This window comes from Thalassoglobus sp. JC818 (genome assembly GCF_040717535.1).
Classification (GTDB): Bacteria; Planctomycetota; Planctomycetia; order Planctomycetales; family Planctomycetaceae; genus Thalassoglobus.
The window spans coordinates 161,249-184,244 of sequence record NZ_JBFEFI010000007.1; the positions used below are offsets into that span (position 1 = coordinate 161,249).

General features: G+C 52.3%; 17 protein-coding genes. 6 read left to right on the forward strand and 11 right to left on the reverse strand.

Annotated features, from left to right (window positions below):
* Positions 1–5 precede the first annotated feature (5 nt).
* Both AB1L42_RS18590 and AB1L42_RS18595 read right to left on the reverse strand, forming a co-directional pair.
* Positions 6–752 carry an NTP transferase domain-containing protein gene (locus AB1L42_RS18590; protein WP_367059516.1) on the reverse strand — a complete coding sequence of 249 codons (747 nt, stop codon included), beginning with the start codon at positions 750–752 and terminating at the stop codon, positions 6–8.
* A 217-nt stretch (positions 753–969) separates the two neighbouring features.
* Entirely contained in the window at positions 970–2,415 is a 1,446-nt protein-coding gene (locus AB1L42_RS18595) for a DUF1501 domain-containing protein (RefSeq protein WP_367059519.1), read from the reverse strand.
* A gap of 393 nt (positions 2,416–2,808) precedes the next feature.
* Here AB1L42_RS18595 and AB1L42_RS18600 point away from each other — a divergent pair, with 393 nt between their 5' ends.
* The gene (locus AB1L42_RS18600) at positions 2,809–3,177 is read left to right on the forward strand and encodes a hypothetical protein (RefSeq protein ID WP_367059522.1); all 369 of its coding nucleotides are present in this window, start codon (positions 2,809–2,811) and stop codon (positions 3,175–3,177) included.
* A 249-nt stretch (positions 3,178–3,426) separates the two neighbouring features.
* Here AB1L42_RS18600 and AB1L42_RS18605 read toward each other — a convergent pair whose 3' ends face one another.
* On the reverse strand, positions 3,427–4,548 hold the full coding sequence (locus AB1L42_RS18605) for a pyridoxal phosphate-dependent aminotransferase (RefSeq protein ID WP_367059525.1): 1,122 nt from the start codon (positions 4,546–4,548) through the stop codon (positions 3,427–3,429).
* A gap of 731 nt (positions 4,549–5,279) precedes the next feature.
* Here AB1L42_RS18605 and AB1L42_RS18610 point away from each other — a divergent pair.
* Positions 5,280–5,606 carry a hypothetical protein gene (locus tag AB1L42_RS18610; RefSeq protein ID WP_367059528.1) on the forward strand — a complete coding sequence of 109 codons (327 nt, stop codon included), beginning with the start codon at positions 5,280–5,282 and terminating at the stop codon, positions 5,604–5,606.
* Positions 5,607–5,764: 158 nt separating this feature from the next.
* Here AB1L42_RS18610 and AB1L42_RS18615 read toward each other — a convergent pair whose 3' ends face one another.
* Positions 5,765–6,751, reverse strand: a complete 987-nt coding sequence (locus AB1L42_RS18615; RefSeq protein WP_367059531.1) for a DUF1571 domain-containing protein — start codon at positions 6,749–6,751, stop codon at positions 5,765–5,767.
* A 376-nt stretch (positions 6,752–7,127) separates the two neighbouring features.
* Between AB1L42_RS18615 and AB1L42_RS18620 the strand changes: the two genes are divergently transcribed.
* Positions 7,128–8,897: a hypothetical protein gene (locus AB1L42_RS18620; RefSeq protein WP_367059534.1), complete on the forward strand. Its 1,770-nt coding sequence runs from the start codon at positions 7,128–7,130 to the stop codon at positions 8,895–8,897.
* A gap of 35 nt (positions 8,898–8,932) precedes the next feature.
* Here AB1L42_RS18620 and AB1L42_RS18625 read toward each other — a convergent pair whose 3' ends face one another.
* Together AB1L42_RS18625 and AB1L42_RS18630 are read right to left on the reverse strand one after the other, a co-directional pair.
* The gene (locus AB1L42_RS18625; RefSeq protein ID WP_367059537.1) at positions 8,933–9,874 is read right to left on the reverse strand and encodes a hypothetical protein; all 942 of its coding nucleotides are present in this window, start codon (positions 9,872–9,874) and stop codon (positions 8,933–8,935) included.
* A gap of 16 nt (positions 9,875–9,890) precedes the next feature.
* Positions 9,891–10,022 (reverse strand): hypothetical protein, encoded by a 132-nt coding sequence (locus AB1L42_RS18630; RefSeq protein ID WP_367059540.1) that lies wholly within the window; start codon positions 10,020–10,022, stop codon positions 9,891–9,893.
* Positions 10,023–10,173: 151 nt separating this feature from the next.
* On the opposite strand from AB1L42_RS18630, the gene AB1L42_RS18635 reads away from it, so the two are divergent.
* Genes AB1L42_RS18635 through AB1L42_RS18645 form a run of 3 tightly spaced genes read left to right on the forward strand, consistent with a single transcriptional unit; the run spans position 10,174 to position 13,835 of the window.
* Entirely contained in the window at positions 10,174–11,664 is a 1,491-nt protein-coding gene (locus AB1L42_RS18635; RefSeq protein WP_367059543.1) for a transglutaminase-like domain-containing protein, read from the forward strand.
* Positions 11,665–11,701: 37 nt separating this feature from the next.
* Positions 11,702–12,190 carry a hypothetical protein gene (locus AB1L42_RS18640; protein ID WP_367059546.1) on the forward strand — a complete coding sequence of 163 codons (489 nt, stop codon included), beginning with the start codon at positions 11,702–11,704 and terminating at the stop codon, positions 12,188–12,190.
* Positions 12,183–13,835, forward strand: a complete 1,653-nt coding sequence (locus AB1L42_RS18645) for a DUF1553 domain-containing protein (protein WP_367059549.1) — start codon at positions 12,183–12,185, stop codon at positions 13,833–13,835. Before AB1L42_RS18640 ends, AB1L42_RS18645 begins: the two co-directional genes overlap by 8 nt.
* Before the next feature lie 161 nt (positions 13,836–13,996).
* Here AB1L42_RS18645 and lepB (AB1L42_RS18650) read toward each other — a convergent pair whose 3' ends face one another.
* The 5 genes from lepB (AB1L42_RS18650) to AB1L42_RS18670 form a co-directional block, all read right to left on the reverse strand.
* The gene (lepB, locus tag AB1L42_RS18650) at positions 13,997–15,814 is read right to left on the reverse strand and encodes a signal peptidase I (protein WP_367059552.1); all 1,818 of its coding nucleotides are present in this window, start codon (positions 15,812–15,814) and stop codon (positions 13,997–13,999) included.
* A gap of 306 nt (positions 15,815–16,120) precedes the next feature.
* The gene (lepB, locus tag AB1L42_RS18655; RefSeq protein ID WP_367059555.1) at positions 16,121–17,743 is read right to left on the reverse strand and encodes a signal peptidase I; all 1,623 of its coding nucleotides are present in this window, start codon (positions 17,741–17,743) and stop codon (positions 16,121–16,123) included.
* A gap of 425 nt (positions 17,744–18,168) precedes the next feature.
* On the reverse strand, positions 18,169–19,176 hold the full coding sequence (locus AB1L42_RS18660; RefSeq protein WP_367059558.1) for a DnaA/Hda family protein: 1,008 nt from the start codon (positions 19,174–19,176) through the stop codon (positions 18,169–18,171).
* Between the two features lie 205 nt (positions 19,177–19,381).
* Complete coding sequence (locus tag AB1L42_RS18665; protein WP_367059561.1) at positions 19,382–21,463, reverse strand: prenyltransferase/squalene oxidase repeat-containing protein; 2,082 nt, start codon at positions 21,461–21,463, stop codon at positions 19,382–19,384.
* Positions 21,464–21,630: 167 nt separating this feature from the next.
* Positions 21,631–22,773 (reverse strand): hypothetical protein, encoded by a 1,143-nt coding sequence (locus AB1L42_RS18670; protein WP_367059564.1) that lies wholly within the window; start codon positions 22,771–22,773, stop codon positions 21,631–21,633.
* Between the last annotated feature and the right edge of the window lie 223 nt (positions 22,774–22,996).

The following is a 22,996-nucleotide window of genomic DNA, read 5'->3' on the forward strand; positions in this document are numbered from 1 at the left end:
AAAAACTAAGTCGCCGATCGGGTTTTCATGACTCGCTCAACTTCCGCGAGCTGTTCCTGCGTGTTGACTCCCATCGCTTCGACAATATCCATGCGACAGGCTGCGAGAACCGTCTTGCCTTTGGTTCGCAGGATCTCTGCACAGTCGGTGAGGTAGTACTCTCCCTGTGCGTTGTCGGAAGTGATGTCATCCAGTGCCTGCAGGAGTAATTCTCCATCGAAGGCGAAGCAGCCGGTGTTGATTTCGGTGATCGCCCGCTCTTCGTCGGTGGCGTCTTTTTCTTCGACGATTCGCAAGAAGACTCCGTCGTTCGAGCGAACAATTCGTCCAAGGCCGAAGTTGTTTTCAGTCGTGGCTGTTCCCACAACACAAGCGGCCGAGTTGTTCTGGAGTTCAGAGATCAGCCCTTTGAGCGAATCTCCCTGCAGCAACGGAGTGTCTCCTGTGAGAACAAGAACCGGTCCGGTGTGCGAAGCCAAGCTGTCGCGACAGCACATGACCGCGTGACCTGTACCGAGTTGCTCTGCCTGAAGCGCGAAGGAAACATCGTCATGGTGCGAAAGAGCAGCTTTCACTTCGTCAGCTTTGTGACCAACGACAACCACGATTTTCTGACAGCCTGCTTCGCGAGAGGCGTCGAGAACGTGTTCGATCATGGGGCGTTCGCAAACCTCATGAAGAACTTTGGGAGTTTCCGATTTCATTCGCTTGCTTTTACCAGCAGCGAGGATGACGGCCAGAACTTCAGCCATGGTGATTCCTGACAGAGTTAAAATCTTTGGATGATGAAATGAACGAGGGATGAATCAGGGTGTGGAATGCTTGCGAGTCTGCTTGGTCATACAAACTGGAGAAGACCGTTTCGAAGAATCCTTGATGGGTGCTTAAGAAATACTTGAGGAACGGAGCCAGCGAAGGACGGAATGGCCACAATTGCTGGATTTTCTGCAATTCCTGTTGCCTGCAGCGTTACATCAATAACTCATCGACAACGTGGCCGTGAACGTCGGTTAGGCGATAGTCACGCCCCTGAAAACGGTACGTCAGCTTGGTGTGATCAAACCCCAGCTGGTGCAGGATCGTTGCTTGCAGGTCATGCACATGGACAGGATTCTCGGCGACGAAGTATCCGAGTTCGTCCGTGGCCCCATATGTTGTTCCGGGTTTGATTCCTGCACCTGCGAGAAAAATCGTATAGCAATGCGGGTGATGGTCCCTTCCCAAAAACTTCGACCCGTTGCGCTCTTCGTTGAGCGGTGTTCTGCCGAATTCCCCACTCCAGACAATCAGAGTTTCGTCTAGCAGCCCTCTTTCCTTGAGGTCCTGAATCAAGGCTGCGACGGCTTGATCCATCGGTTTGCACCGGTCGGGAAGCGACAGCTTGATGTCGTTCTGGACTGAATTCCCATGGAAATCCCATCCCCAGTCAAAGAGTTGGACGAAGCGAACTCCCTGCTCCACGAGACGCCGGGCCAGCAGACAATTGTTGGCAAAACTCGCTTCTCCCGGTTGTGCTCCATAAGCTTCCTGAATGTGCTTCGGCTCGGCAGCAATGTCCATCACCTCCGGTACAGAAACCTGCATGCGAAAAGCGAGCTCATACTGAGCGATTCTGGTGAGCGTTTCCGGGCTGCCAAATTGCTCGGCCTGAAGCCGATTGAGTTCTCCGATCGAATCGATCGTCAGCGACCGCACGTTTCGATCCATTCCGTCGGGATTGCTGACGTACAGCACGGGGTCGCCTTTGGAACGACACTGAACGCCTTGGTAAACCGACGGAAGAAATCCGCTTCCCCAGGCATTTTTTCCCGCTGAAGGAGATGTTCCTCCAGAAATCAGGACGACGAAACCGGGAAGATTTTCGTTCTCTGCTCCGAGTCCGTAAGTGACCCAGGAGCCCATTGAGGGACGCCCTTGTCGAGGGGAACCCGTATAGAGAAGTAGCTGGGCAGGCGCGTGGTTGAACTGGTCAGTATGCATCGACTTCACGAAGCACAGATCGTCCGCACTCTTCGCGAGATTGGGAAGCACGTCGGAAAGCCAGGCTCCACTTTCGCCATGTTGGGAGAATTTGTGTGGTGTCCCCAGAAGCTTTGGTGTCCCTTTGATGAAAGCGAAGCGTTCGCCCTTGGTGACTTCTGCAGGACACTCCTTGCCAGTCATTTCGACAAGCTTCGGCTTGTAGTCGAACAAGTCATGCTGTGGAGGGGAACCTGCCATGTGCAGATAAATGACGCTTTTCGCTTTCGCAGCAAACGGCGGAGTTTTGGGGCTCAGCGGATCTGAGGCGTCAGCCGCAAGTGAAGAAGATGACCCGAGTAGGCTGGCCAGTGCGATCCCACCGAGACCGTTGGACGCCTGCCCCAGAAAGTGACGACGTGTTCGGAATTGGAGTGGATCGTGTTCAAACTGCATCGAGCTCTCCGGTACTGGTCTTGGCGATTGTCCGAATTCTATCAGATTGACAGTCGAGTCAATGTTCTGCTGGAGTGATCGGTACAATCAACGTGAGTCATCGATTCATTCTTCAGGTTGCACGAATTATACAGGGGAACAGCCATCCCGGTGGACAAACTCGCTGCTGTCTTCCACTTTTCATCAGGTCGACAAGCGTCTCGTTTCGATTTTCGATAGAGACCGTCCTGGAAGTGTGGAGAGGACGTTGCATGCGCTCCAGTCGAGAGTTACAACGTTTTGAGGTGTTCATGTCCTCTCTGCACACGTTAGTCAGTAACGTCGCGCGTGATTTCGTAGTCGGTCCCATGCCGTTCGGCGGTCCACTTCAAGCAGATTAAAGGTGCTTCAACGGTGAACAAGAAAAATCTTGCAGCGACCTCGTTGATTGCAGCGATTCCAGCCGGAATCCTGCTCTTCTTTGCTTTGAAGGCCGTTCTCGGGAGTTTCGACAAACTCCCCACGGTGTTGATGGTCGCGATGATTCTGTTGTTGGTCGTCGCTGGAGTGATGCTGCTGTTCCCCGCGTACATTCTCATTTATTACAGCGGGACAAAACGTCAGAAAGCCGGTGCAGAGCAGCCGGTTGCAGAGACTGGAGCCGTCCCGGCCGCCGTCGAAGAAGATCAACTGGACGCAGCCTTCGCTGATGAGGAAGGCGATGAATTCGCGGATGACGAATTTGGAGACGAATTCGAATTCGACGAAGATGACGAGGACTAGACTACACGCTCAAAGTTCAACTTTGTCGCGGGCAGACAGACTCTGAGATTCTTCAGAGTGTCACTAAATAAAGCAAAACGGTGATTGGTTTTCTCTTTCCAATCACCGTTTTTATTCTTTAGTTGATCACGGACTTCGTCGAACGTCTTCAGCAAGTTGCTGGAGAGTGCTAGTAACGTCCGACCGTTTCTTGATCGGTCAATTGAGAGCATTTTCTGATTTTGTGTGCACAGGAAAGAGCAACTTGCTCTAGCTTGCAGGGCCTTCGAGAGCTGTTCGCTTGAGGATCTCAACGCCGCGTTTCAGAACGTCGTCAGTCGCTGCGTAAGAAATGCGGAAGTGCGTGTCCTGACTGCTGAATACGTTTCCGGGGATGATCAGCAGGTTGTTCTCGATGGCTCGTTTCACGAACTCAGTGCCGGTTCCCCAGGGAGATTTGGCGAACAAGTAGAACGCTCCTTCTCCGCCGTGAATCTCGAAGTCCGACGACAATGCGTCTCGCATGAAATCGCGTTTGCCTTTGTATTCGGCGACTGCTGATGAAATGTCGAGGTTCCAGGCATCGACCGCAGCCCATTGCATAGGATGCGGAGCGCAAACAAACGTGAACTGCTGCAGCTTCATCATTTGCTGGATGACATGCCGGGGGCCGTGGCACCATCCGACTCGCCAACCGGTCATCGAGTGGGACTTGCTGAATCCATCAATAACGATTGTCTGTTTGTTGAACTCTGCGGGGCTGACAAACGGTGTGTCGTAGCAGAATTCCCGGTAGATTTCGTCGCTGATCAAAGCGATGTCATGTTCTTGAGCGAGTTCAGCCAGTTGGCGAACTTCCTCGCGATCGCTGACGTGCCCGGTCGGATTGGACGGGCTGTTGAACAAGATCACTTTCGTGCGATCGTTGATTGCTGATTTGACCTGCTCAATTGGAATCCGGAAGTCGGGGTAAGTGCTGATCTGACGAATCGTGCCTCCCGCCAGCGTGGTGAGATGCTTGTACATCACGAACCAGGGATCGAACGCGATCACTTCATCACCTGGATTGACGAGGGTCGACAGCGCGAGCATGAGGGCTCCGCTGGTCCCGCTGGTGATGAATGCCTGACGGTCTTCGTGCTTGTATTCTGCGTCAACCCGTCCTTGAACCAACTTCAAGAGCGGCTGAATTCCTTGCGTCTGGCTGTAAGCATTCCGCCCCTCGTCGACAGCACGTTTGAGAGCATCTTTGATCGGTTGCGGAGTATCGAAGTGGGGTTGGCCGATGCTGAGATTCACCGGATTCTGCATGTTGGCGGCGAGGTCGAACACCTTCCGAATTCCGGATGCGTCGATCTTGTGCATGCGATCTGCGATCCATCGTTCACTCATTCCGTAACTCCTGAGTTGTCTTGTTGTGTCATTCCTGGAAACCCAGGCTCAATGTCGAAGAGAGGCACAAAACGGCCGATATGTTCATGTGTTTTAGAGAAAGTTGCTCATTCCAGTGCACTCACTTGTGATGTTTCAGCAAGTAAAAGGCTCTGTTCGCTCGTGCGAGAGAATCAAACCAAATCTAAATTGCTCTCGACGGCTTTCTCTTACCGGAATTTAGCCGCTTCCGTCAATTCGCTCCATTGACCGCGCGCACTTCGTCAGCATCGACATTATTGAATAGCTGACAGTCGAGAGTGTTTCGAAACCCTTATCAAAGTCACAAGCGCATGTTTCAGTTGCTTGACGTCGGAAGTTCGAGAACTCATTCATCAGTCTGAGTGATCCACCAGGGTGGGTGACTCCTGTGTCGGCATAAATGCAGAGTGGGTCAGCGATTACGTTCAGGGTTCTGCTCCATCGAGGAGGTGGTGATGTTCCCACTCTCAATTGGCATGGGTTCGGCATTGCTTCTGCATTTGAGTCTCGGAACGACATCGGAATTCGTCTCCGCAGTGTGAGTGTTCATCTCTCGTTCCGGCGGTGAGCAATTCTGTGATCGGTCGCTTGAGTTGTACAAGCGATGCGTCCTTGTGCTGGCTTATGGGTGGATCAGCCCCGTAAGTGGCCCGACGAGAATATTCATTCTCGCAAACTGTCCTTTACTCACTTCTATCGGGAACACGACAATGTGGAATGCGTTACTTCGTGATGAGGCGGGATTCGTCGTCTCAGCGGAACTTGTGCTTGTGGCGACGATCCTCGTCATTGGCTTGATTGTTGGAATGAGCGAAGTCCAACACGCGGTCGTCCAGGAACTCAATGATGTTTCGGACGCGATTGGATCTCTGAACCAAAGCTATCTCTTCTCTGGGTTCGTTAAGCAGAAAGGCGGACGGGGCGGAGTTGCTGCATTTACAGCAGGTTCAGCGTTCGTCGATACAGCCGACGAATGCGACAACAACCAGTGCTCGTTGGCTTGCGTACCTCCAATTCCAGAGGGACCAAAATACTAAGCCAGCAGCTTGGGCACACTAATGTCACCAAATTCTTGACCTGTGTTGGGCAGTCCAGGTTGGAATTGACGTGACGAAGAAATGAATAAAAAACAGCCCGCACTGAAAATGTGCGGGCTGTTTTTTTGTTGTGAATCGATGCCTGAGTCTCGAAGTGGTTATCGAACTCGCATGCGGTATGAGCGGTTGGTCGCGTCGAAATCCGCAACTCCCAGCTTCTGTTGAATCTGCAAATCGGTGTAAGCGTAGAATTCGAGAAGCGTTTCTTCGTCGATTGTCTCCGGGTTCACGTCTTTCCCCCAAGTGAAGTTCTTGACGCAAACCGGCATCGAGAGTTCTTTGTCGACGTAGATGACTGACTTGCGGTAGAGCGGGTTCACTTCCGGAGAATCATATTCACAGATGTAAAGGTAGCAGGGACGTTCTTCGAATTGCTGATCGTCTCGAAGCTCACAGACAAATCCACTCGCTCGTTCAACATCTTTCTCCTGGTATTCGAGGATCGAATGGGCCAGGCCGATGAGGCCCGCCTTTGTGACCGGGTGACGCGATTGTGACATCGCCATCGTTCCGGTCGGATCGAGTTTCATCACACCAGTCAGACGGCCTTTAATTCCTCCCGGTTGAACGAGAAGCTTGTCCTCGTTCTGACCATCGACATAGATCAACTGCTGGCCGCGAGAGTCTCCACTTTCCCACTTCATGTAGACACTGAATGGCTCGTGCTTCATTTTGAGTTCGATGGTTTGACCATCACCCAGCACGCCGTTCATCCGCTCTTGTTTGTAGAACGAGGCAGTGTAGTCGGGAACAGTCTCGAACGACTCGATACCCTTCTTCAGAATTGCAGAAGTCACCTTGAGAGCCCAAATGCCTCTCAACACGCTTGGGTCTTCTTTTCGGACGACCTGCTGAGCTGTGTCCGAAGACGCAGAGTCGCTCTCCTCTTCGATTCGTTCGGGCAACGAAGGACTCGGAGGAAGGTTCAACACGGGTGGACCGCTTGTCCGTTTGCCTTCATTCGGACTCCCACCAATGGCCACTGGATCAGACTGAATGTGTGCCGCTGCTACTGCCAGGCAGGCGACGCTGATCGCGAGCAAGTTCTTACTTCGAAAAGTCTGTTGTGATGGCGCTGACTGCATTCGTCGCGTCCTCTGCATCGGGAATTGACGGTTGGTGTTCTGGTCGTCTTTGAGTGTGCGAAGAAATCGGCACTCTTGTTGAATCGTCTGAACTTTGACTGAAGTGCACATTTTTGCCGATCGCGTGTTCATTCGGATCAGTGCTCGAAACTCTGAATCGAAGAACTCTTTTCCAAATGCTCACCCATTCCCTAATCGGACGAGAGTGATCGGTTGGAAAGTTCGGACCGAAATCGACCCTCGCAATCGGCTCAATAAGTGCATTTGTCCATATGACACGTGATGTCTGCTTCAATACACTCACGAGGAGTCTGTATTCGCTGTGGCTTGTTGTTGGCGAAGTGATCTGTTGCCCGCTGACGGGAGTATTTTTGCAATGATTCTGTCAATTCGTCAGCGAGTTTTACTTGTTGCAATTGGAGCGATCCTGTGCGGTTCACTTGGAATTGCGGCCGATCCGCCGAGTGCTGCGGGACCGTTGATGTCGCTTCTCAAGAGCGGTCGAGTCCCGGAATCGAGGCAGTCCACAATCGTCAAACTGATTTGTGAACGAGGAAACGCTCACGATCTTCGCTTCATTTTTGAATCCGCACTTCAAGAGGATGGATGGCCGCTCGAATTGCGTACGCAGGCACTTTCGGGTTTGCTGGAAGCTGCCACGACTCGTAGCCTTCGCCCTAACGGAGACCTCTCCGAAACGATCGACTTGGTTTCATCTGCCAACTCACTCATCTCACGATTAGGAGTTGAGCTTTGCGGGCATTGGCGAGTGGAGGCTGCCTTTCCAATCTTCGCGGAGCAAATCGACTCTTCACAGTTATCACTTGAGCAGAAGAGATTACGTATCCAAGCGATGGCTCAGATCTCTCCAGACAAGTCGCAGGACTTTCTGATCGACCTTGCAGGTGAAAAATACTCTTTCGAAATTCGAAGCATGGCCATTCGAGCACTCGCTGGGATCTCTCTTCCGGATGCTGGACGTCTGGCTGGGGAAGCACTTCAAAAGACGGATGGTTCTCTCGATTTGGGAGAGATTCTCGATGGATTCCTTGAGCGCGATGGAGGAGCCGAAGTTCTCGCATCGATTCTCCAGCAATCTCCTCCCAGCCAGGATGTCGCCAAATTGGCTCTGCGACATTTGTATTCGGTGGGACGAACGGACCCGCAGCTTAGCGACGTCCTTTCTAAGATCAGTGGCATCGCCGACGAACCGGCTCTCCCGACTCCAGAAGAACTGTCAGAACTCGTTCGGGTCATTGAACAAAATGGTGATCCGCACCGGGGCGAAGCGGTTTTTCGTCGCGATGATCTCAGCTGCATGAAATGCCATGCGGTGAATCAGGCGGGCGGGCAGATTGGTCCGGATCTGAGCGCTGTGGGATCGAGTTCTCCGGTCGAATACCTTCTGATGTCTGTGCTTGATCCAGATCAGTCGATTAAAGAGGCATACACCACCAAAGTTGTCGTCACCGTTTCCGGCAAGATTCATCAGGGACTAGTCGACAATCGGACCTCGACCACATTGTTCCTGAAGCAAGCAACCGGCCAGGTCGATGCGATTCCTGTTGACGAAATTGAAGAAGAGATCGAGGGAAAGTCGCTCATGCCCAAAGGGCTGGTGAAGTTTATGACTCACGCTGAGTTGATCGACCTTGTCAAATTTCTCTCCGAGCTCGGCAAGCCGGGCGACTTCGCCGTTCGTTCCTCGCCTCGCATTCAGCTCTGGAAGCTGTTGAAAAATGTCCCTGACCAATTGATCAACGAAGTTCCGACACTATCGGCGTTCGAGGATCTCGTTCTCAACGCCGACTCCTGGACCAGCGTTTACAGTCGGATAAATGGCGATCTTCCACTCGACGAACTGACGAAGTCAGCGAACGAAAACGTCATTTACGTTCAGGGAGAAGTTGAGATCTCAATGAGTGGACCGATCACTGGTGAACTGAACGCCAGCGAGGGTGTGACTGTCTGGGCAGGGACGCAGTTGATGCCCGCTGAAACAGAATTCACTTGGCAAGCGGAAGAAGGGGTGACACCGATCACCTTGAGAATTGATACTTCTGCGACGGTGTCGGGAGTGGTTCGACTGGAGCTTCGACGACCGGATCAATCGAGTGTTGAGTTCACTGTTGTCGATGGTCAATAAGCGGATTCGACGAATTTCCTGATCACTCAGAACGATCAAGTCGCGTTCTGAATCTCGAACAGCGGACCTGAACACTCAATCGTTTTCTGAGTGTCCAGGCAAGTCGTGATGTGATCGGCGAGTCGATGAGCGCGAACAGCATCCCGCAAATCAGGGATGGGGACGATTCCGCCAGCGATGCGGCGTCCAAATAGGTCGAGGCAAACTTTCAGCGAACTGCGCTCGTGTTCGAGTGATTCTTCGTATTGAGGGCCTCCGCACTCCCAGGCGAGAGTGTCAGCCCCGAAGAGGCTCGCAATTCCTCCTTTGCACGTGACCGAACATTCAACGTTTGCGTGTGTGTCGTCGCTCTCTTTCTGAAATTCGACTTCAGCTGTCACATCTCGTGATCCACCCACTCGAATTGAAACCGAATTCTGGTCCTCGTTCGGGACGATTGTCAGAGGAGCATCCTGAGTCATCACCAAACACCAGTCGAGCTTGGCGATCTGCAAAGCACGATCTTCGTCCTGATGGCAGACGACTTTGAGAGAACGCAGGGGGCCCAGCCGCGTTGCCAGCAGTTCTCGAAGTCGAAGCGTGGAGGGTGTCCAGCGGTGAAAGAGTTCGGGAAGAATCAGCGAAGAGAGGCTTTTCGTCGAGTTGAAAAGTTGTTCGACGCGAGACGGGTCACCCAATGCCGTTGATCTCAGCAGAACAGGCTTCTCACTGCTGCTGATCGGATTCCAGGTCGGCAAGCTGATCCATCGATCCGAACTGACGATCAGGCCATCGATATTGGGGGAATCAATGAGGCGGCAGATGCTTCCGCAGTAAGTCACGCCGTGCTGTTTGGCTGCCTCACGTGCTGTCTCGAAAGAGTCTGCGTGAATAGCTTTCAGTATCAACCGAGGGGCAGTCTTGATCAGTTCGATCAGCTGCCGATCGTTGTCTTCCGAATATCCGATGATTGCCAACGAAAGAACTTCTTTCGTCATTGATCCCTGATTCCTTTCATCGGAACTTTCCGGAAGTCGCCATTGTTGAAGCGGGTTGCGCTGTGTAAATGTTCTCGGTTGCAGGCCAGAAGTCTAACATTCCGGGATAGGGGTTGCGAGTGCGAGTTCCGGGGCTGACAATGCTCATCGCTTCAATTCGACTTCTTTGTCAAATCGAACGCGAAATCACTTCGCCCGTCCGAAAATCTCGCGGATTTCGAACGGTATTCCGCAATCTCCTCCAGCATCTCCAGCAGACTGCTCGTAACAAAGCAGGAGCCTTGAAAGTGGATGGTTTCATGCAAACCAAAAGTATCTGGCCAGGAAGTCACTTCATCAGGACCATCCTCCTGCTGGGGGTGTGTCTCGGTTCGTCGATTCATTCCCTGCACGCGGAAGATTTACGGCCAGCCGAGGTGATTGATGAGAGCTGGCAGACGGTCTGGAGTCATGGAGTACGGATTGGCTACGCGCACTCGCTGACAACCCGAGGACAGCAGGCTGGCGAAACGGTAATTGTCTCCGACCTTCTAACGGTCATGACGTTCCTGCGCTTCGGTCAACAGCTATCGATTCAGCAATCGACCCATGTCGTCGAAACGGTCGAAGGAGATCTGATTTCGTTCGTTTCCACTCTGAAAAATCCACCAAACAGCGAATCTGTGGCGACTGGAGATGTGCAAGCTGGCACTCTCAAGGTGACGTCCCGTGTGGCGGACGAAACGACGACAAAAGAATACGCCGAATTCGACGGGATCAAATCTTCTGTTTGGCCCGAGCGTTTTGTTCGCGAAGGGAGAATCACCCCGGGAATTGTTCATCGCTTTAAGGTGTTTGAACCAGCAGTGGGGCAAGCAGTGACGATGACTGCGGAATTGCTCTCGAAAAAAACCGCACACGACCTCCATCAAATCCGCTTTCAAACCCTGATCGACGAGTCGCCCGCCGTCGACACAATCATCACCTGCAATGCGAACTGGGAGTTTCTCAAGTCGGAAACCCCCATTATGAAGATCGTTATGAAGAAATCCGACGAGCAGGAAGCTCTGTCCCCGGTCGGAAAGGTCGCCTTCGATTTTGCGAAGGACTCGATGATTCCGGTCTCCGTCGAAGACAATCTGCATTCCGCTCAGTCGGTGACTTATCGTATTGAAGTCTCAGGAGCGAATGCCGGCGAACTCTTTTCTGAGCAACATGCCCGTCTCAGCCCCAGTGAAGATGCTGCGATCGTTGAGCTCTCCACAACAGGGGAAGCAATTACATCCAATCCGCCAGAACCTGAATGTTTGGAAGCATCGCCGGTTGTGGAATCGGATCACCCAATGATTCAACAGCTCGCTGAACAAGGTGCCGGAAGCGCCGTCGATCCGCTCGATGTGGCGCTTCGATTGACGAAATTCGTCGATGACTACGTGACAGAAAAGAACTTCTCGACATCACTCGGATCAGCATTGGAAACAGCCCAATCTCGTTCGGGTGATTGTACCGAGCACAGCGTGTTGCTCGCTGCTTTGCTAAGAGCGCGTGGAATTCCGTCGCGCGTGGTCGTGGGATTTGTCTATTCGAGTCGCTTACAGGCCTTCGTTGGTCATTTATGGACCGAAGCCTGGGTGAACGGAAAGTGGATCGGTCTCGATGCACTCGACTCAGACTACTTTGTTGGACCCGGTCATCTCGCGATGAAAACATCGAGTCTCTCGGGACAGGGGACATCAGCTGCGGGTGAGTTCTTCATGATCATTCATCTGCTCGGACGAACGAAAATCGACGTCGTGAACGTTGTCCGGTAGAATGAAAGCGAATCATGACTCATTCAGTTGGTGGAAGATGACGAAATCACGACCGACAGCCTGGAACCAAATTGCCCTGGCTCTGATTCGACGCTGGTTCGATGATCGCCCTAGGTGGCTCGTATTGTCCGATGAGAAAGAGTCGACCTCACGACTCATTGAAGCAGAGCGGCTTCAAAAAGAATCGCTTCGAGAATCCATCGACCGAGAGATTGCATGGGAACTCGGATTGCGACGAAGCAAGGATTACATCGTCTCCAGTGTGCCGCGCTTGCATCTGGAGACACCCGTTTTTGAAAGAGAAACGTGTTCCGGTGAGAAGGAAGAGCGTTTTAATGTCTTTGAATTCTTCCTTGTCGAGCTCTACGGAAAACGCGGACGGAACGAGCTGGATCAAAAGAGTCATGTCGAGTGGTGGTCGGTTGACCAATTGCTCGATCAAAGCGGGACGACATTGCTCGACGAGCGTCAGCGGAGTCTTCTCGAAGTTGCGGACATTCTGAATGAGGAACGTAAACATGAGTGACAGTTCTCGGTTTCATCGCTCAGTTGACGGATTCAGCTTCGATATCGCACTTAAGGCAGTGACATTCGCCTGTGTGGTGGTGTTTCTCTCCGGGCCGATAATTGCGTTCGCTGAGACTCCGGACCCCGATCAGCTGGCGGAGTTGATCGATCTTCGAGTTGAAGAGCGATTGCAAGTCGAAGGCATCACCCCAGCTCCGCTCGCGGATGATGCTGAGTTTCTGCGACGCGTCTCTTTGGATGTCACCGGAAAGATTCCTCATGCTTCCGAGGTGCGTGACTTCCTTGCTGATTCCGATCCCGACAAGCGAAGCAAGCTTGTCGACGCAATGCTCGAACGTCCTTCCTACATCATTCATCACACGAATTTGTGGCGAGCCGCGATGATCCCTGAAGCGGACGCTGATCCCACAATTCGTATAGCGCTCCCCGGATTCGAATCGTGGCTTCGATCACGAATCGCTGAGAATCGAAACTTCGCGGAGATTGTGGACGAGATTCTCACTCTGCCCGTCGACACCGAAACCGTCTCGGCATTCAATCAGCCTGACGCAGCGACTCCCGCCGCGTTTTATATCGCCAAAGAATCAAAACCGGAACGCGTGGCAGCTGCATCGGCCCGGCTCTTTCTGGGAGTTCGAATTGATTGTGCGCAGTGTCATGATCACCCGTTCGACGACTGGAAGCAGGACCAATTCTGGCAACACGCTGCATTCTTCAGCGATCTCCCTCAGGTCGCTCCAATTGGTCAGGAAGTCGATGCTGTGACGATGGTCGATCGAGAGCAGGGGACAATCCTCATTCCGGAAACGGACCGAACTGTCGTCGCAACTTTTCTCGACCAGTCTTCCCCGGTCAGCGTACCTGAGGAACGAACTCGAAAAGCTCTCGCGGACTGGATCGTCTCCTCTGAGAACCCATTCTTTGCCAAGGCAGCCGCCAATCGAATCTGGTCGTACCACTTCGGCCTCGGGTTAGTCGAACCGATGGATGACTTTAGCGCTCACAATCCAGCTTCGCATCCAGAACTGCTTGAGGAGTTGGCGACCGCTTTTCGCGAGGGCGATTACGATTTCAAACTTCTCATTCGCGCCATCACTCGGAGTCGAACTTATCAACGATCGAGCGTGGCGGGTGAATCAACTGGCGAGCGTCGATCACTTCTCGCCCGAATGCCAGTTCGAGGAATGACAGCCGAACAAATCTTCGACAGCCTCGCTGTTGCGACGGGATATCGTCAGCCGTTCGATCCTGAGCAGCCGCTCAATTTCAACAACGACGCTGCTCGTCAGGAGTTCATTGCAACATTTGGAGCCCAGAACGAATCCGCTCCCGACCGAACGACCACAATTTTGCAGGCACTCTCGCTCATGAATGGAGACTTCGTCGGGGACGCAACAGATTTGGCCGACAGTCGCACATTAGCAGCAGTCGTGGACGCTCCATTCTTAACGCTTCCAGAAAAAATTGAAGCGTTGTACTTGTCGACGCTGAGTCGAAAGCCCAGCGATGACGAACTCAGCACCATGATCGACTATGCGACTCGTTCGGACGACTCTGCCAATGATCTTACTGAAGTAGATGTCGCTCTCGCTGATATCTTCTGGGTCCTTCTCAACAGCAGCGAGTTCTTGCTGAATCATTAGAGCAAGCTACTCTCGCCGATGGACTCGCTAGTGCGACATCAATCAATAGAACTCTGAGATTGTTCGTTCGAGTGAGTTCAAAGCGAATTTGAAGGTGTTCGAATACAACATCACGATTCGCACCAACTCATTTGTGCATCCACGGAAGCTCGACCTTTCGATCAGCGGATGCGATTCATTCGCCAGAACTGTGGATAGAACGGGACGGCATAGCGCGGATAGTCTTTGACTTTCTCTTTGCCAGCTTTGCTCAATCGGTAGTGTGACCTCACGGTGATACCTTTTCCGTCATTCAAGAACGGAACTCCGTGCGGCCAGTAAATGTAGAATGCTTTTCCGACCAGGAATTTGCGGGGAACTGTCTGCTGTCCCGGACCCCAAAGGCGGCTGTCGAGACTTCGCGGGCTGTTATCTCCGAGGGCCAGATAAGCATCCGGACCGATCTGAATCTCAAGCTGATCGTATTCGTCCGCTTTTTCGAGATACAAATCGCTCCAGGCTTCCGGATTGTCACTCAAACTCGCGAGCTGGCGTTCGAATCCAGAATTCCGATAGTAGCGGTCATCGTTGATCCCGAAGTCAGCGCGATAGTAAATATCTCGTTCGAGAAGCAGGTTTGAAACTGTTGCGTCCACGCCAGAAGCTGCGATTCCAATCGGTGCGAGATCACGGTCTGTCGGGAAGGGAATTTCCGTCGCACCAGCGACTGCGAGATTAGCACCATCTCCAAAATCAACGAGTGAGTTGTTCACCCACAGGCAAAGTCGGTCGTCCACGTTGCAGAAGGTGATCGCATACGAGCCCGGACCGGAAATCGATGTTTGACCTGTCGCGAGTTCTTCACGACGTTCGTTGAGCATCGAGTTGATTTCCGAGAGAACTGCTTCTCCTGTTTCGGGGTTGATTTCGCAGCGATACCAGGATGTCCCTTCACAGATTTCGAAAATGACCTGACTCTCAGGTGTGACAGAATTCAATTCGAGATCGAAGTTAATGGTCAGATCGCGGACCCAGTATCTCCCGAGATCGACTTCGTTCGCCGATTGAGAGTCAAAACGTCGCCCTTCTCCTGTGTAGGCATTGTATCCGCAGAAGTCGGAAATCAGGCGGGCACGCGGGTCGAGTTCTCTTGAGTTGTTGTAAGCAACCCAATCTTCCGGATGCGGCATGAAGTGACGGTACCGGAGCCACTCCAGCGAATCATTGTCGGAAGCAATTGTGTATTCACGATTCTCTCGGTTCGCCTGCCATCCTTCGTCTGACTCGACAAAGTTTGCAATTTGGCCGACTTCTCCTTCTCGCACGGAAGCCCACCGCTCCGGCCAGCCAGCTTCGAGAATTGCGACCGGGGCGAAATTGTCGTCATAGACCGGAATTTGAAGCGCGCGCTGTTTGTCAGGAGACTTCCGCAGAATTTCCGGCCCATCTTCATTAATGCGATAAACGTTGCCGCCACGAATTCGAATCAACTCATTCGGAAGCCCAGCCAGCCGCTTGATGTAATTTGTTTCAGGCTCTTGAGGATTTTTGAAGACGAAAACATCCCAGCGATCCGGGTCTCCGAATTCGTACGGATATTTGTTGACGAGAATTCTGTCCCCGTTGAAAGCGAGTTCGTTGCGAATTTGTTCGTTGTTGTAGCCACAGTTCGGGCAGATAGCCGACGAGAGACGAGAGTTTTGCTCGAGCAATCCCGATTCACGAACGACTTCATCACTCGCTCCGACGGTGATGTGATAGTCACACTGCGTGCAGGTCGTTTCTTTGTGGCGACCGTAAAGGGTCGGCGCCATCGAACCGGTCGGAATGACGAATGCTTCCGCCTCAAACGTACGGAACATGAAGGCCAGGATGAATGCGAAGAGGATGGACTCGACTGTATCCCGAGTGCTTTCTTTCCGCTTCGGTTTCTCGGCAGCTGTGGTCTCGGTTTGCTTGCCTTGACCACGGTGAAAATATTCTCGCAGGAACTTGACCATTGAAGTCGCGCCGTATTGGAATCGGGTTTATTCGCTCGCTGACTGCCACTTCGCGGCAACCGCAACTGTAGCCATTTTACGCCTCAAACGGCTGTTGTGTTTGGAAAGTATCACAGTTGCCGCTGACGTGCACCCGTGGCGATTTAGTTCAAAGAATCCGGAAGATTTGTCTCAGCTCAATTTCTTCTTGAGTTCGTCTTACGGCGAGTGATCTGGGCGAAATTTGTTCAAATTTGGCCTCTCGAATGATTTTCGCCGGTTCACACAGAATCGATCGCAGCGACAGCTGGGCGATCATGTTAATTCCTAGCGAACTGGGCGGACCCGAGAGAAGTCGGGAATTCGAATGTGAGATTTCTTTCCGTTCCAGGAAACTTCTTTCTGCTGGGTCGGCAGGTGAACAAACAATGGTTTGCCGATCAACGCCTCCCTTGGAATGGTCGGATGAGTCCAGGCACGGCTGTCGAGTGAAACGGGGCTGTTGTCTCCCAGCACCAGAAAATGCCGCGAGGGAATCTCAAACTTTGGATCGCTTTGATCCTTTCGAGGCGTGTAATAGACATCTCGGTACAGATTGAGCGAAGCAATTTCGACATCGATCCCTCTCGCACCAATTCGAACAGGACTGGTGACCGGCGGGCGATTCTCCGAGGCCTCGAAAAGAACCGGGTTGCCGAAGGGCTGTTTATTCACGGCAACGATGACCTGTTGATCGAACAGCGAGAAATCGATCTGCATCGGGCTCGCAAACTCTTCCGGATCGATCGAGGCAGCCCAGTAATCGGTTCCGTTCCTTAGATCAGAAAGCGTGATGAGATGTGTGTCGGGGGAAATGCAAAGCTGAAACTCATCCACTCCATCGGTCAGCTCAAACAGCAGTTCTCCGGACCCTCGCAGGTCTTTGAGTGTCGCTGAGATCATGAAATCGTGAGGGAAATAATACTGCTGGCGCGTCTGCCGGTTGTATTCGCACCGATCGATGATGGGCGAGAGATGTGACTTTTCGAAGAGTGCATCGAGTGCTGAATGGAACGCTTGATCGTCAGTTCGAGTCTTCCAGCGATCACGTTCGAAAGCTGAGAAAATTCCATCACAGCTCAAAATGCCTCGTTCAAATTTCAATGAACCATCATGGTGTTGAGACAAACCGCGAGGCCAATCAGAGAGCGGAACTTCGTGAACTGTCGAGACGGGTTGTGTCTCACTGTGCTGATATTTGATCCACTCAATGTCTTCAAATTGGTTCGAATTCGGCGATTGCGAATAGTTGATTGTGTGTGTGTGAAAGGTCCAATTCCGTGATCCATCTGCCGAAACCCACCTTGGAAGAAGATCCGGGTCTGAAGTCATGGTTTCGCGAGAGTATTCGTGGACGGGAACTCTCATCGCTAACTGGTTTGCGATAGGTTTGCGGATGATTTCGCCGTTGACCCAAATGTCTCCGTCACGGATTTCAAGAGTTTCATTGGGAAGGCCGACGACTCGTTTCACGAAAGGCTGATCTGGCACATCCTGATTGTGAAAGACAATCACTTCCCATCTGCGAGGATCACGAAACTCAAAGGCTAACTTGTCGACGAGAAGTTGATCTCCCTCAGTCCGTGGAACGTCATTCCATTTCGAAATCGGACTTCCGCAGTGAGTGCATTCCATCAAATGTGATTCGTTCGGAAGCCCCGAAAGATCCGCAGCAGCCTTCGCGGAAGATGTGCCTGTTGAGTTGTGTTCACCAGCATGGTCGTCACCGTCAAAGGCAGCTCCGCGAACGAAGCTGTGATGGCAATTTTCACACACGATGCGGCGATGGAAGCCGAGCAGCGTGGGAGCCATTGAACCGGTTGAGATCAGATATCCCTCGACGGCGAAGCACCTGAAAATCACGACGGTCAGACCGAGGAGTAGAAACGATTCGACAACATGCCGAAACATTCCTCCCCTGACGCCTTGTGCATCTGGCCGTGGAGATCTAGGCAGTACAAACATCAATCAGGAAAGGTGTCAGCACCCGTTGAGCGTTTTCGAACCAAATCCTCGAACTCGCGAAAACGTCGCTGCCATATGCTGGTGCGACAGATCAAGAAATTGCACAAGCGAGTGCAATTTCCACTGCGAGACCGAATGTCAATCTGTAACGATTGTATCGGTTATCGGGGTGACGTTGGAATTCAATTTCTTGACGTTTGGATCGATTCGGGGCAACAAGCGTCGGCGAGAATTGCCGGAGTGTTTCGGGGGAGTGACAGTTTGATCAGATTCTGAAACGTTGAGACGTAGCACATCCGAAACACAAGTTGATAAGTTCGGGAGAAGAACTCAGCGAAGTCGACTCATCTGCTGTAGAGAAAAAAGAACTCTCAGATAATTGCCCGATTGGCTGTCTCGACCTGGTGCGCGAGTACGGGATCTGTGCCGATGAGTTCCGAGACTTTTCGGCAAGCATGGATGACGGTGCTGTGATTGCCGCGTCCGAAATATTGCCCGATTTCTTTGAGGGTTAACTCGGTATGTTCTCGCGCCAGAAACATCGCGACCTGTCGTGCAGTCTTGATACTTTGCGATCGCTTGGGACTCTTAAGGTCTGCCACCGTTGTTTCGAATTGCTTGGCGACAATTGCAGAGATTTGTTTTAGCTCGACCTCGGAGTGTTCGGCGAGTTTGTCAATTTCAGCGAGCCAGTCATCGGTCGGCCTCTTGAGTCGATGAAGGGCTTTGATGTGTTCGAGTAAACTCAAAATCTCTCTCGCGGAGACTTCGTACTTCTTCGCGATCAGGGAAATCTGCTCGCTGGAGAGAGTGATGGACTCAGACTTCAAGAAGTGCTGAATCAGTTTGACGCGGCTCGATTCTTTAGGAAGCTTGAGTGTGACGGACAGTCCTCCACGCATGCGGTCCGCGAGGCGGCGAGAGAATCGCGGAATTTGCGATGGTCGCAGCGTGGACGTGAACAGCACACACGCTCCTTCAGAAATCACCTGATCGATTGCGGCGGTCAACTGACGCTGCGATTCGGGACGACCTGCCAGCGACTGAATGTCTTCGCACACGAAAAGTTTGACTTCATGACGATAGCGCCGCTGAAACTGTCGGATGGCGTCATCTGTTGAAGCTTCCGCCAATTCGGCCGCATACTGCGAAGCTGTCACGAAGATTGTTTTTCCGTCGGCTCGTTTCGTATCCCAGCTGCGGATGAGTTCTCGGGCCAAGCGCGATTTGCCTGTCCCCGGTTCTCCGAAAAGCGTGACGAGTTGGATGTTGCGACGCCGAGTATGAGGCCCCAGACGCTTAATCGCAGCGACGCCAAGACGGTTCTCGGAAATGACGAGAAACGGGTGCTGATCGTGTTGGCGAATTGCAGATCCCACGCTTCAACTTTGATAGCTTGTGGTCAGATCATTGATGAATTCAAAGTGACATAGGCCAGCGATCGAGGCAATTACTCTTCTTCGGGGTTTCCCTGAGACGAAAGTCGTTTGCAGGGTTATGGAGTGAGTTTGCTTGCGTTGATCGCTACCTGCGGAAATTTCAATGGTTTTTGTGTTGGGGAATACGGAGTTCTGTATTAACTGATTAGCTCGTTTGCTCAGCGTAACGAGCCAGTGCCATGAGTGGGAAATAATGCCGATACAGGTGGTATCTGAGGTAAAACACGCGAGGAAAACCTGTTCCCGTGTACCACGGTTCGTCCCAGGTTCCGTCGCTGGTTTGTGTTCGGATGAGATACTCGATGCCGCGAGAGACTGCTTCGGATTCTCTCGCTCCGCCAGCGATCAGTCCCATGAGGGCCCATGCTGTTTGCGACGCGGTGGTTGGACCAGTTCCTCTCAACTCGGGGCGATCATAGGTGAGCGGGGTTTCTCCCCAACCGCCATCTTCCTGTTGGACTGACTTTAACCATCCGACGGCATTTTGAAGACGTTCGTCGCTGGCCGGGATTCCAAACTCAGTCAGTCCAACCAGCACTTGCCATGTTCCGTACAAGTAGTTGACGCCCCAGCGTCCGTACCATGCGTGGTCAGGTTCCTGGTCGTCCCAGACGAATTTCAAAGCTTGTTGAAATGCTGGATCGTCGTCGGTCAAACCAAGGCGACCGAACATCTCCAGAACCCGGGCTGTGATGTCAGCGGTGGGAGGATCAATCATTGCGTTATGATCGGCGAAGGGGACTCGCGTCAGAATTTCGCGGTCGTTGTCAGCGTCGAAGGCTGCCCAGCCACCGTTTCGACACTGCATCGCGGAAACCCAACGGACTCCTCGCTTCATCGCATCCACGATGGGCTGTGTTTCTTCCAGTGCTGCCATTACTTCTTCGACGGACGATGTCGTGCCGCTCAATGACAAGGCAAGGTCTTTTTCGTTCAGCGACTGACCTTGCTTCTGTTTCATCAGCTTGCCGATCCAGTTGGTCGAGGGACCGCCCGGAAGGCATCGCGACAACGCCATTGTCACCATGATGGTGTCGTCGATGTCGGGATAAAACTCATTGTTGAATTCGAAGTACCAGCCGCCTGGTTCGACATTCGGGTGAGCAACAGACCAATCACCTTTCGATCGAACTTCTTTCGAAAGCAACCACTCGACCGCTTTTCGAATCTTGGGCGAATCAGCAGGCACTCCCGCTTCTCGGAGAGCATTGACGGCGATCGATGTATCCCAGACTGGCGATCGGCACGGTTCCAGCCGAACCGTTTCGTTCTCGCGAATGGTCAGCTTTTCAAGTTCTTCAAGTGCTGCAACAACTTCAGGAGCGTCTTCGGAATAGCCGAGACATCTCAGGCCGATGATGCTCCAGATGATGGGAGGAAAGATCGCTCCCAAGCCGTCACTCTTTTCGAATCGTGCGAGAATCCAGTTTTGGGCAGCAGCGACTGCCCGCTTGCGAAATGGATTCAGATGCAAGCGTTCAACGAGTTTCCAAGTTCGATCGACACCGCGAAAGAAGCTGTCCCATGGGAAGAACGACTTCTTCTTCATCGCGTCCAATTGCTCAGAAGGAGGCATCGTGACGGGAAGATCTTCGGGTGAATTCAGGAAGAGTTCGTCGATCTTGTGTTCGGCTGGCAGTTCCGTTTTGGGTTGGAATGCCCACAAGAGACTGAGCGGGACGACGATCGTGCGAGACCAGGAAGACATCTCGTAGATGTTGATCGGAAACCAGTTTGGCAAGAGCATCAACTCTGGCGGTACAGCTGGAACCTGCTTGTATGAAATGATGCCGAGCAGCGCCATGTAATATCGAGTGAAGCTGTTGACTCGTTCCGCTCCGCCCGCCTGACGAATTGCTTCAGCGGCGCGGGTCATGGGCTCCGACGCAGGATCGTGGCCCGCAATCTTCAACACCCAGTACGCTTTGACGGACGAACTGATTTCAAGTGGGCCATCAGGATAGAGTGCCCAACCACCTTCTGAACGTTGTTGTTCAAGAATCCGAGCAGCACACTCTTGGACGAGCTGATTTTTTCCACGTCCCAGCCAGACGAGGAGCAAGACATATTCCGATTCGAGGATTGTGTCGCCTTCGAGCTCGCCCAGCCAATATCCCTCATCATGCTGCCGTTCAAGCAACCAGTCGCGAGATTTGGAGACAGCTTCTCGAACTGATTCTGGCGACGGAGCATCGAGAACCCCCAGGTGTGAAGAAATCCGATTCATATCGGAGATGTCACTTGATCCGAACTCACCCGAAGTCATTTCAGGTCCTTTACTTGCAACACTCTGTGTTTTGTGAGGGAATGCGTTCCGACTGGGGTGTCGAATCTCGTCAATATGCTTGAAAGTTCTTGCTGAATAATAAGTTGCTGTCGGTGAGGTCAACAAGGTCAATCATCTGCAGCAGGGAGAATTCGGGCAAGCAGTTCGATCTCGATGACCTTCTGTTCCTCAAGATTGGTGGAGAGGACGAGAGTCCGGGAAAATTCTTCGCTGAGAGCATCGTTGAGGGCGATCGTTATCTTATGAGACGTCTTCGGTTCGTCATCGAATTGGACCTCGATTGAGGTATCTTCATCGGGCGGAGCATAGCTGACTCGGAATGGAACTTGATCTTTGGAGACGAGAAACAGGCTGCGCGTTTTTTGCGTCCCAGCTGGAAACTGACCGAAGTGGATTCTCTCCGGAAAGGCGATTGGTCGACTTGATCGGCGGACGAGTCGAATTGTCGTATGTGCCGCGACAGAATCAGTTCGTTGTTCCGTTGACTCCGTATCTGTTGAAGAGGGGAGCCAGATGTTGAGAGTATCAATTCGGTCTGCGGATTCTTTTGATTCTTGTAGTTCAATGAGAAGTTCAACTTCCCACGTCGCACACCATAGCCCGGATTCAATTTGCGTTGGCGATTCAGTGAGATGAATTGACTTCACGCTGACATCATCCGGAACACCATCGACAATCGGAGTGGGAGTTGCTGGAGAGTCGCTTCGGAAATAGCGAGTAACTTCAAGTTCTCGAGTCTCGGACTTTGGCGAGCTAGGGCTTGTTTCACATTCAATCAGAGCAGGGATCACTTTGAAGTCTTGATAGACTTGTTGATTACACAGGATTCGTTCGAGTTGTTTCGTTCCGTCCGGTGCAGTGATTTCAAAGTCAGCTGTGTACGTCTTCCTGGACTCTTCTTGAGGTGACTGACCCTGAATTGCGAGGGTGAGTTCCTGATCCGCCGTGACTTCCTTAACTTCGCCACGTTCCAGTGATTCGCCGTCTTCAGTGACAACTCCGTAGCAGGAACAACCTGTCGCAGCGAGTACGACCTGTTGAGTGGAATCGGTGTTGTTGACGATTTGAACAGGGCAGCGAATCGTATGCGGGTCATCGCCTTGCAACTCACTCAATAGCAATGCCGGCAGCTGTGTCGGAGCAGAGATTTGGATCCCATGCTTTTCAGGAGCGGCGTTCTGTTCAGAACAACCTGAGAACAAGACAACCGTTGCAAAGACTGACAGCAGGGTGAGGTGCGAGGTGGGCATTGACTCTTAACAGCGATTAGAAAACGTGAGGTGTGGTCAAAGCTGGTGAGGACTTCAGTTAGTTGCAAATCAGGTCTCTGCACTCGGGGAACTTGCGGTGCGCGAAGCCTGTAGTGTCGAGTATCGTGGCTGGAGTTCGAATAAGAATCAATAAAGACTCTGTAAAGCCTCATTTGTTGGAACGAAACATTCCGGCTTGGCGAGAGGCAGACGATTGAGTCTC

Excerpts from the sequence above, each read along its gene's own strand:
- AB1L42_RS18610 (WP_367059528.1), top strand. The coding sequence starts at position 5,280 with ATGTGGAATGCGTTACTTCGTGATGAGGCGGGATTCGTCGTCTCAGCG.
- AB1L42_RS18665 (WP_367059561.1), bottom strand. The coding sequence starts at position 21,463 with ATGAATCGGATTTCTTCACACCTGGGGGTTCTCGATGCTCCGTCGCCA.
- AB1L42_RS18605 (WP_367059525.1), bottom strand. The coding sequence starts at position 4,548 with ATGAGTGAACGATGGATCGCAGATCGCATGCACAAGATCGACGCATCC.
- lepB (WP_367059552.1), bottom strand. The coding sequence starts at position 15,814 with ATGGTCAAGTTCCTGCGAGAATATTTTCACCGTGGTCAAGGCAAGCAA.
- AB1L42_RS18595 (WP_367059519.1), bottom strand. The coding sequence starts at position 2,415 with ATGCAGTTTGAACACGATCCACTCCAATTCCGAACACGTCGTCACTTT.
- AB1L42_RS18640 (WP_367059546.1), top strand. The coding sequence starts at position 11,702 with ATGACGAAATCACGACCGACAGCCTGGAACCAAATTGCCCTGGCTCTG.
- AB1L42_RS18630 (WP_367059540.1), bottom strand. The coding sequence starts at position 10,022 with ATGAGCATTGTCAGCCCCGGAACTCGCACTCGCAACCCCTATCCCGGA.
- AB1L42_RS18625 (WP_367059537.1), bottom strand. The coding sequence starts at position 9,874 with ATGACGAAAGAAGTTCTTTCGTTGGCAATCATCGGATATTCGGAAGAC.
- AB1L42_RS18645 (WP_367059549.1), top strand. The coding sequence starts at position 12,183 with ATGAGTGACAGTTCTCGGTTTCATCGCTCAGTTGACGGATTCAGCTTC.
- AB1L42_RS18635 (WP_367059543.1), top strand. The coding sequence starts at position 10,174 with ATGCAAACCAAAAGTATCTGGCCAGGAAGTCACTTCATCAGGACCATC.
- AB1L42_RS18590 (WP_367059516.1), bottom strand. The coding sequence starts at position 752 with ATGGCTGAAGTTCTGGCCGTCATCCTCGCTGCTGGTAAAAGCAAGCGA.
- AB1L42_RS18670 (WP_367059564.1), bottom strand. The coding sequence starts at position 22,773 with ATGCCCACCTCGCACCTCACCCTGCTGTCAGTCTTTGCAACGGTTGTC.
- AB1L42_RS18620 (WP_367059534.1), top strand. The coding sequence starts at position 7,128 with ATGATTCTGTCAATTCGTCAGCGAGTTTTACTTGTTGCAATTGGAGCG.
- AB1L42_RS18615 (WP_367059531.1), bottom strand. The coding sequence starts at position 6,751 with ATGCAGTCAGCGCCATCACAACAGACTTTTCGAAGTAAGAACTTGCTC.
- lepB (WP_367059555.1), bottom strand. The coding sequence starts at position 17,743 with ATGTTTCGGCATGTTGTCGAATCGTTTCTACTCCTCGGTCTGACCGTC.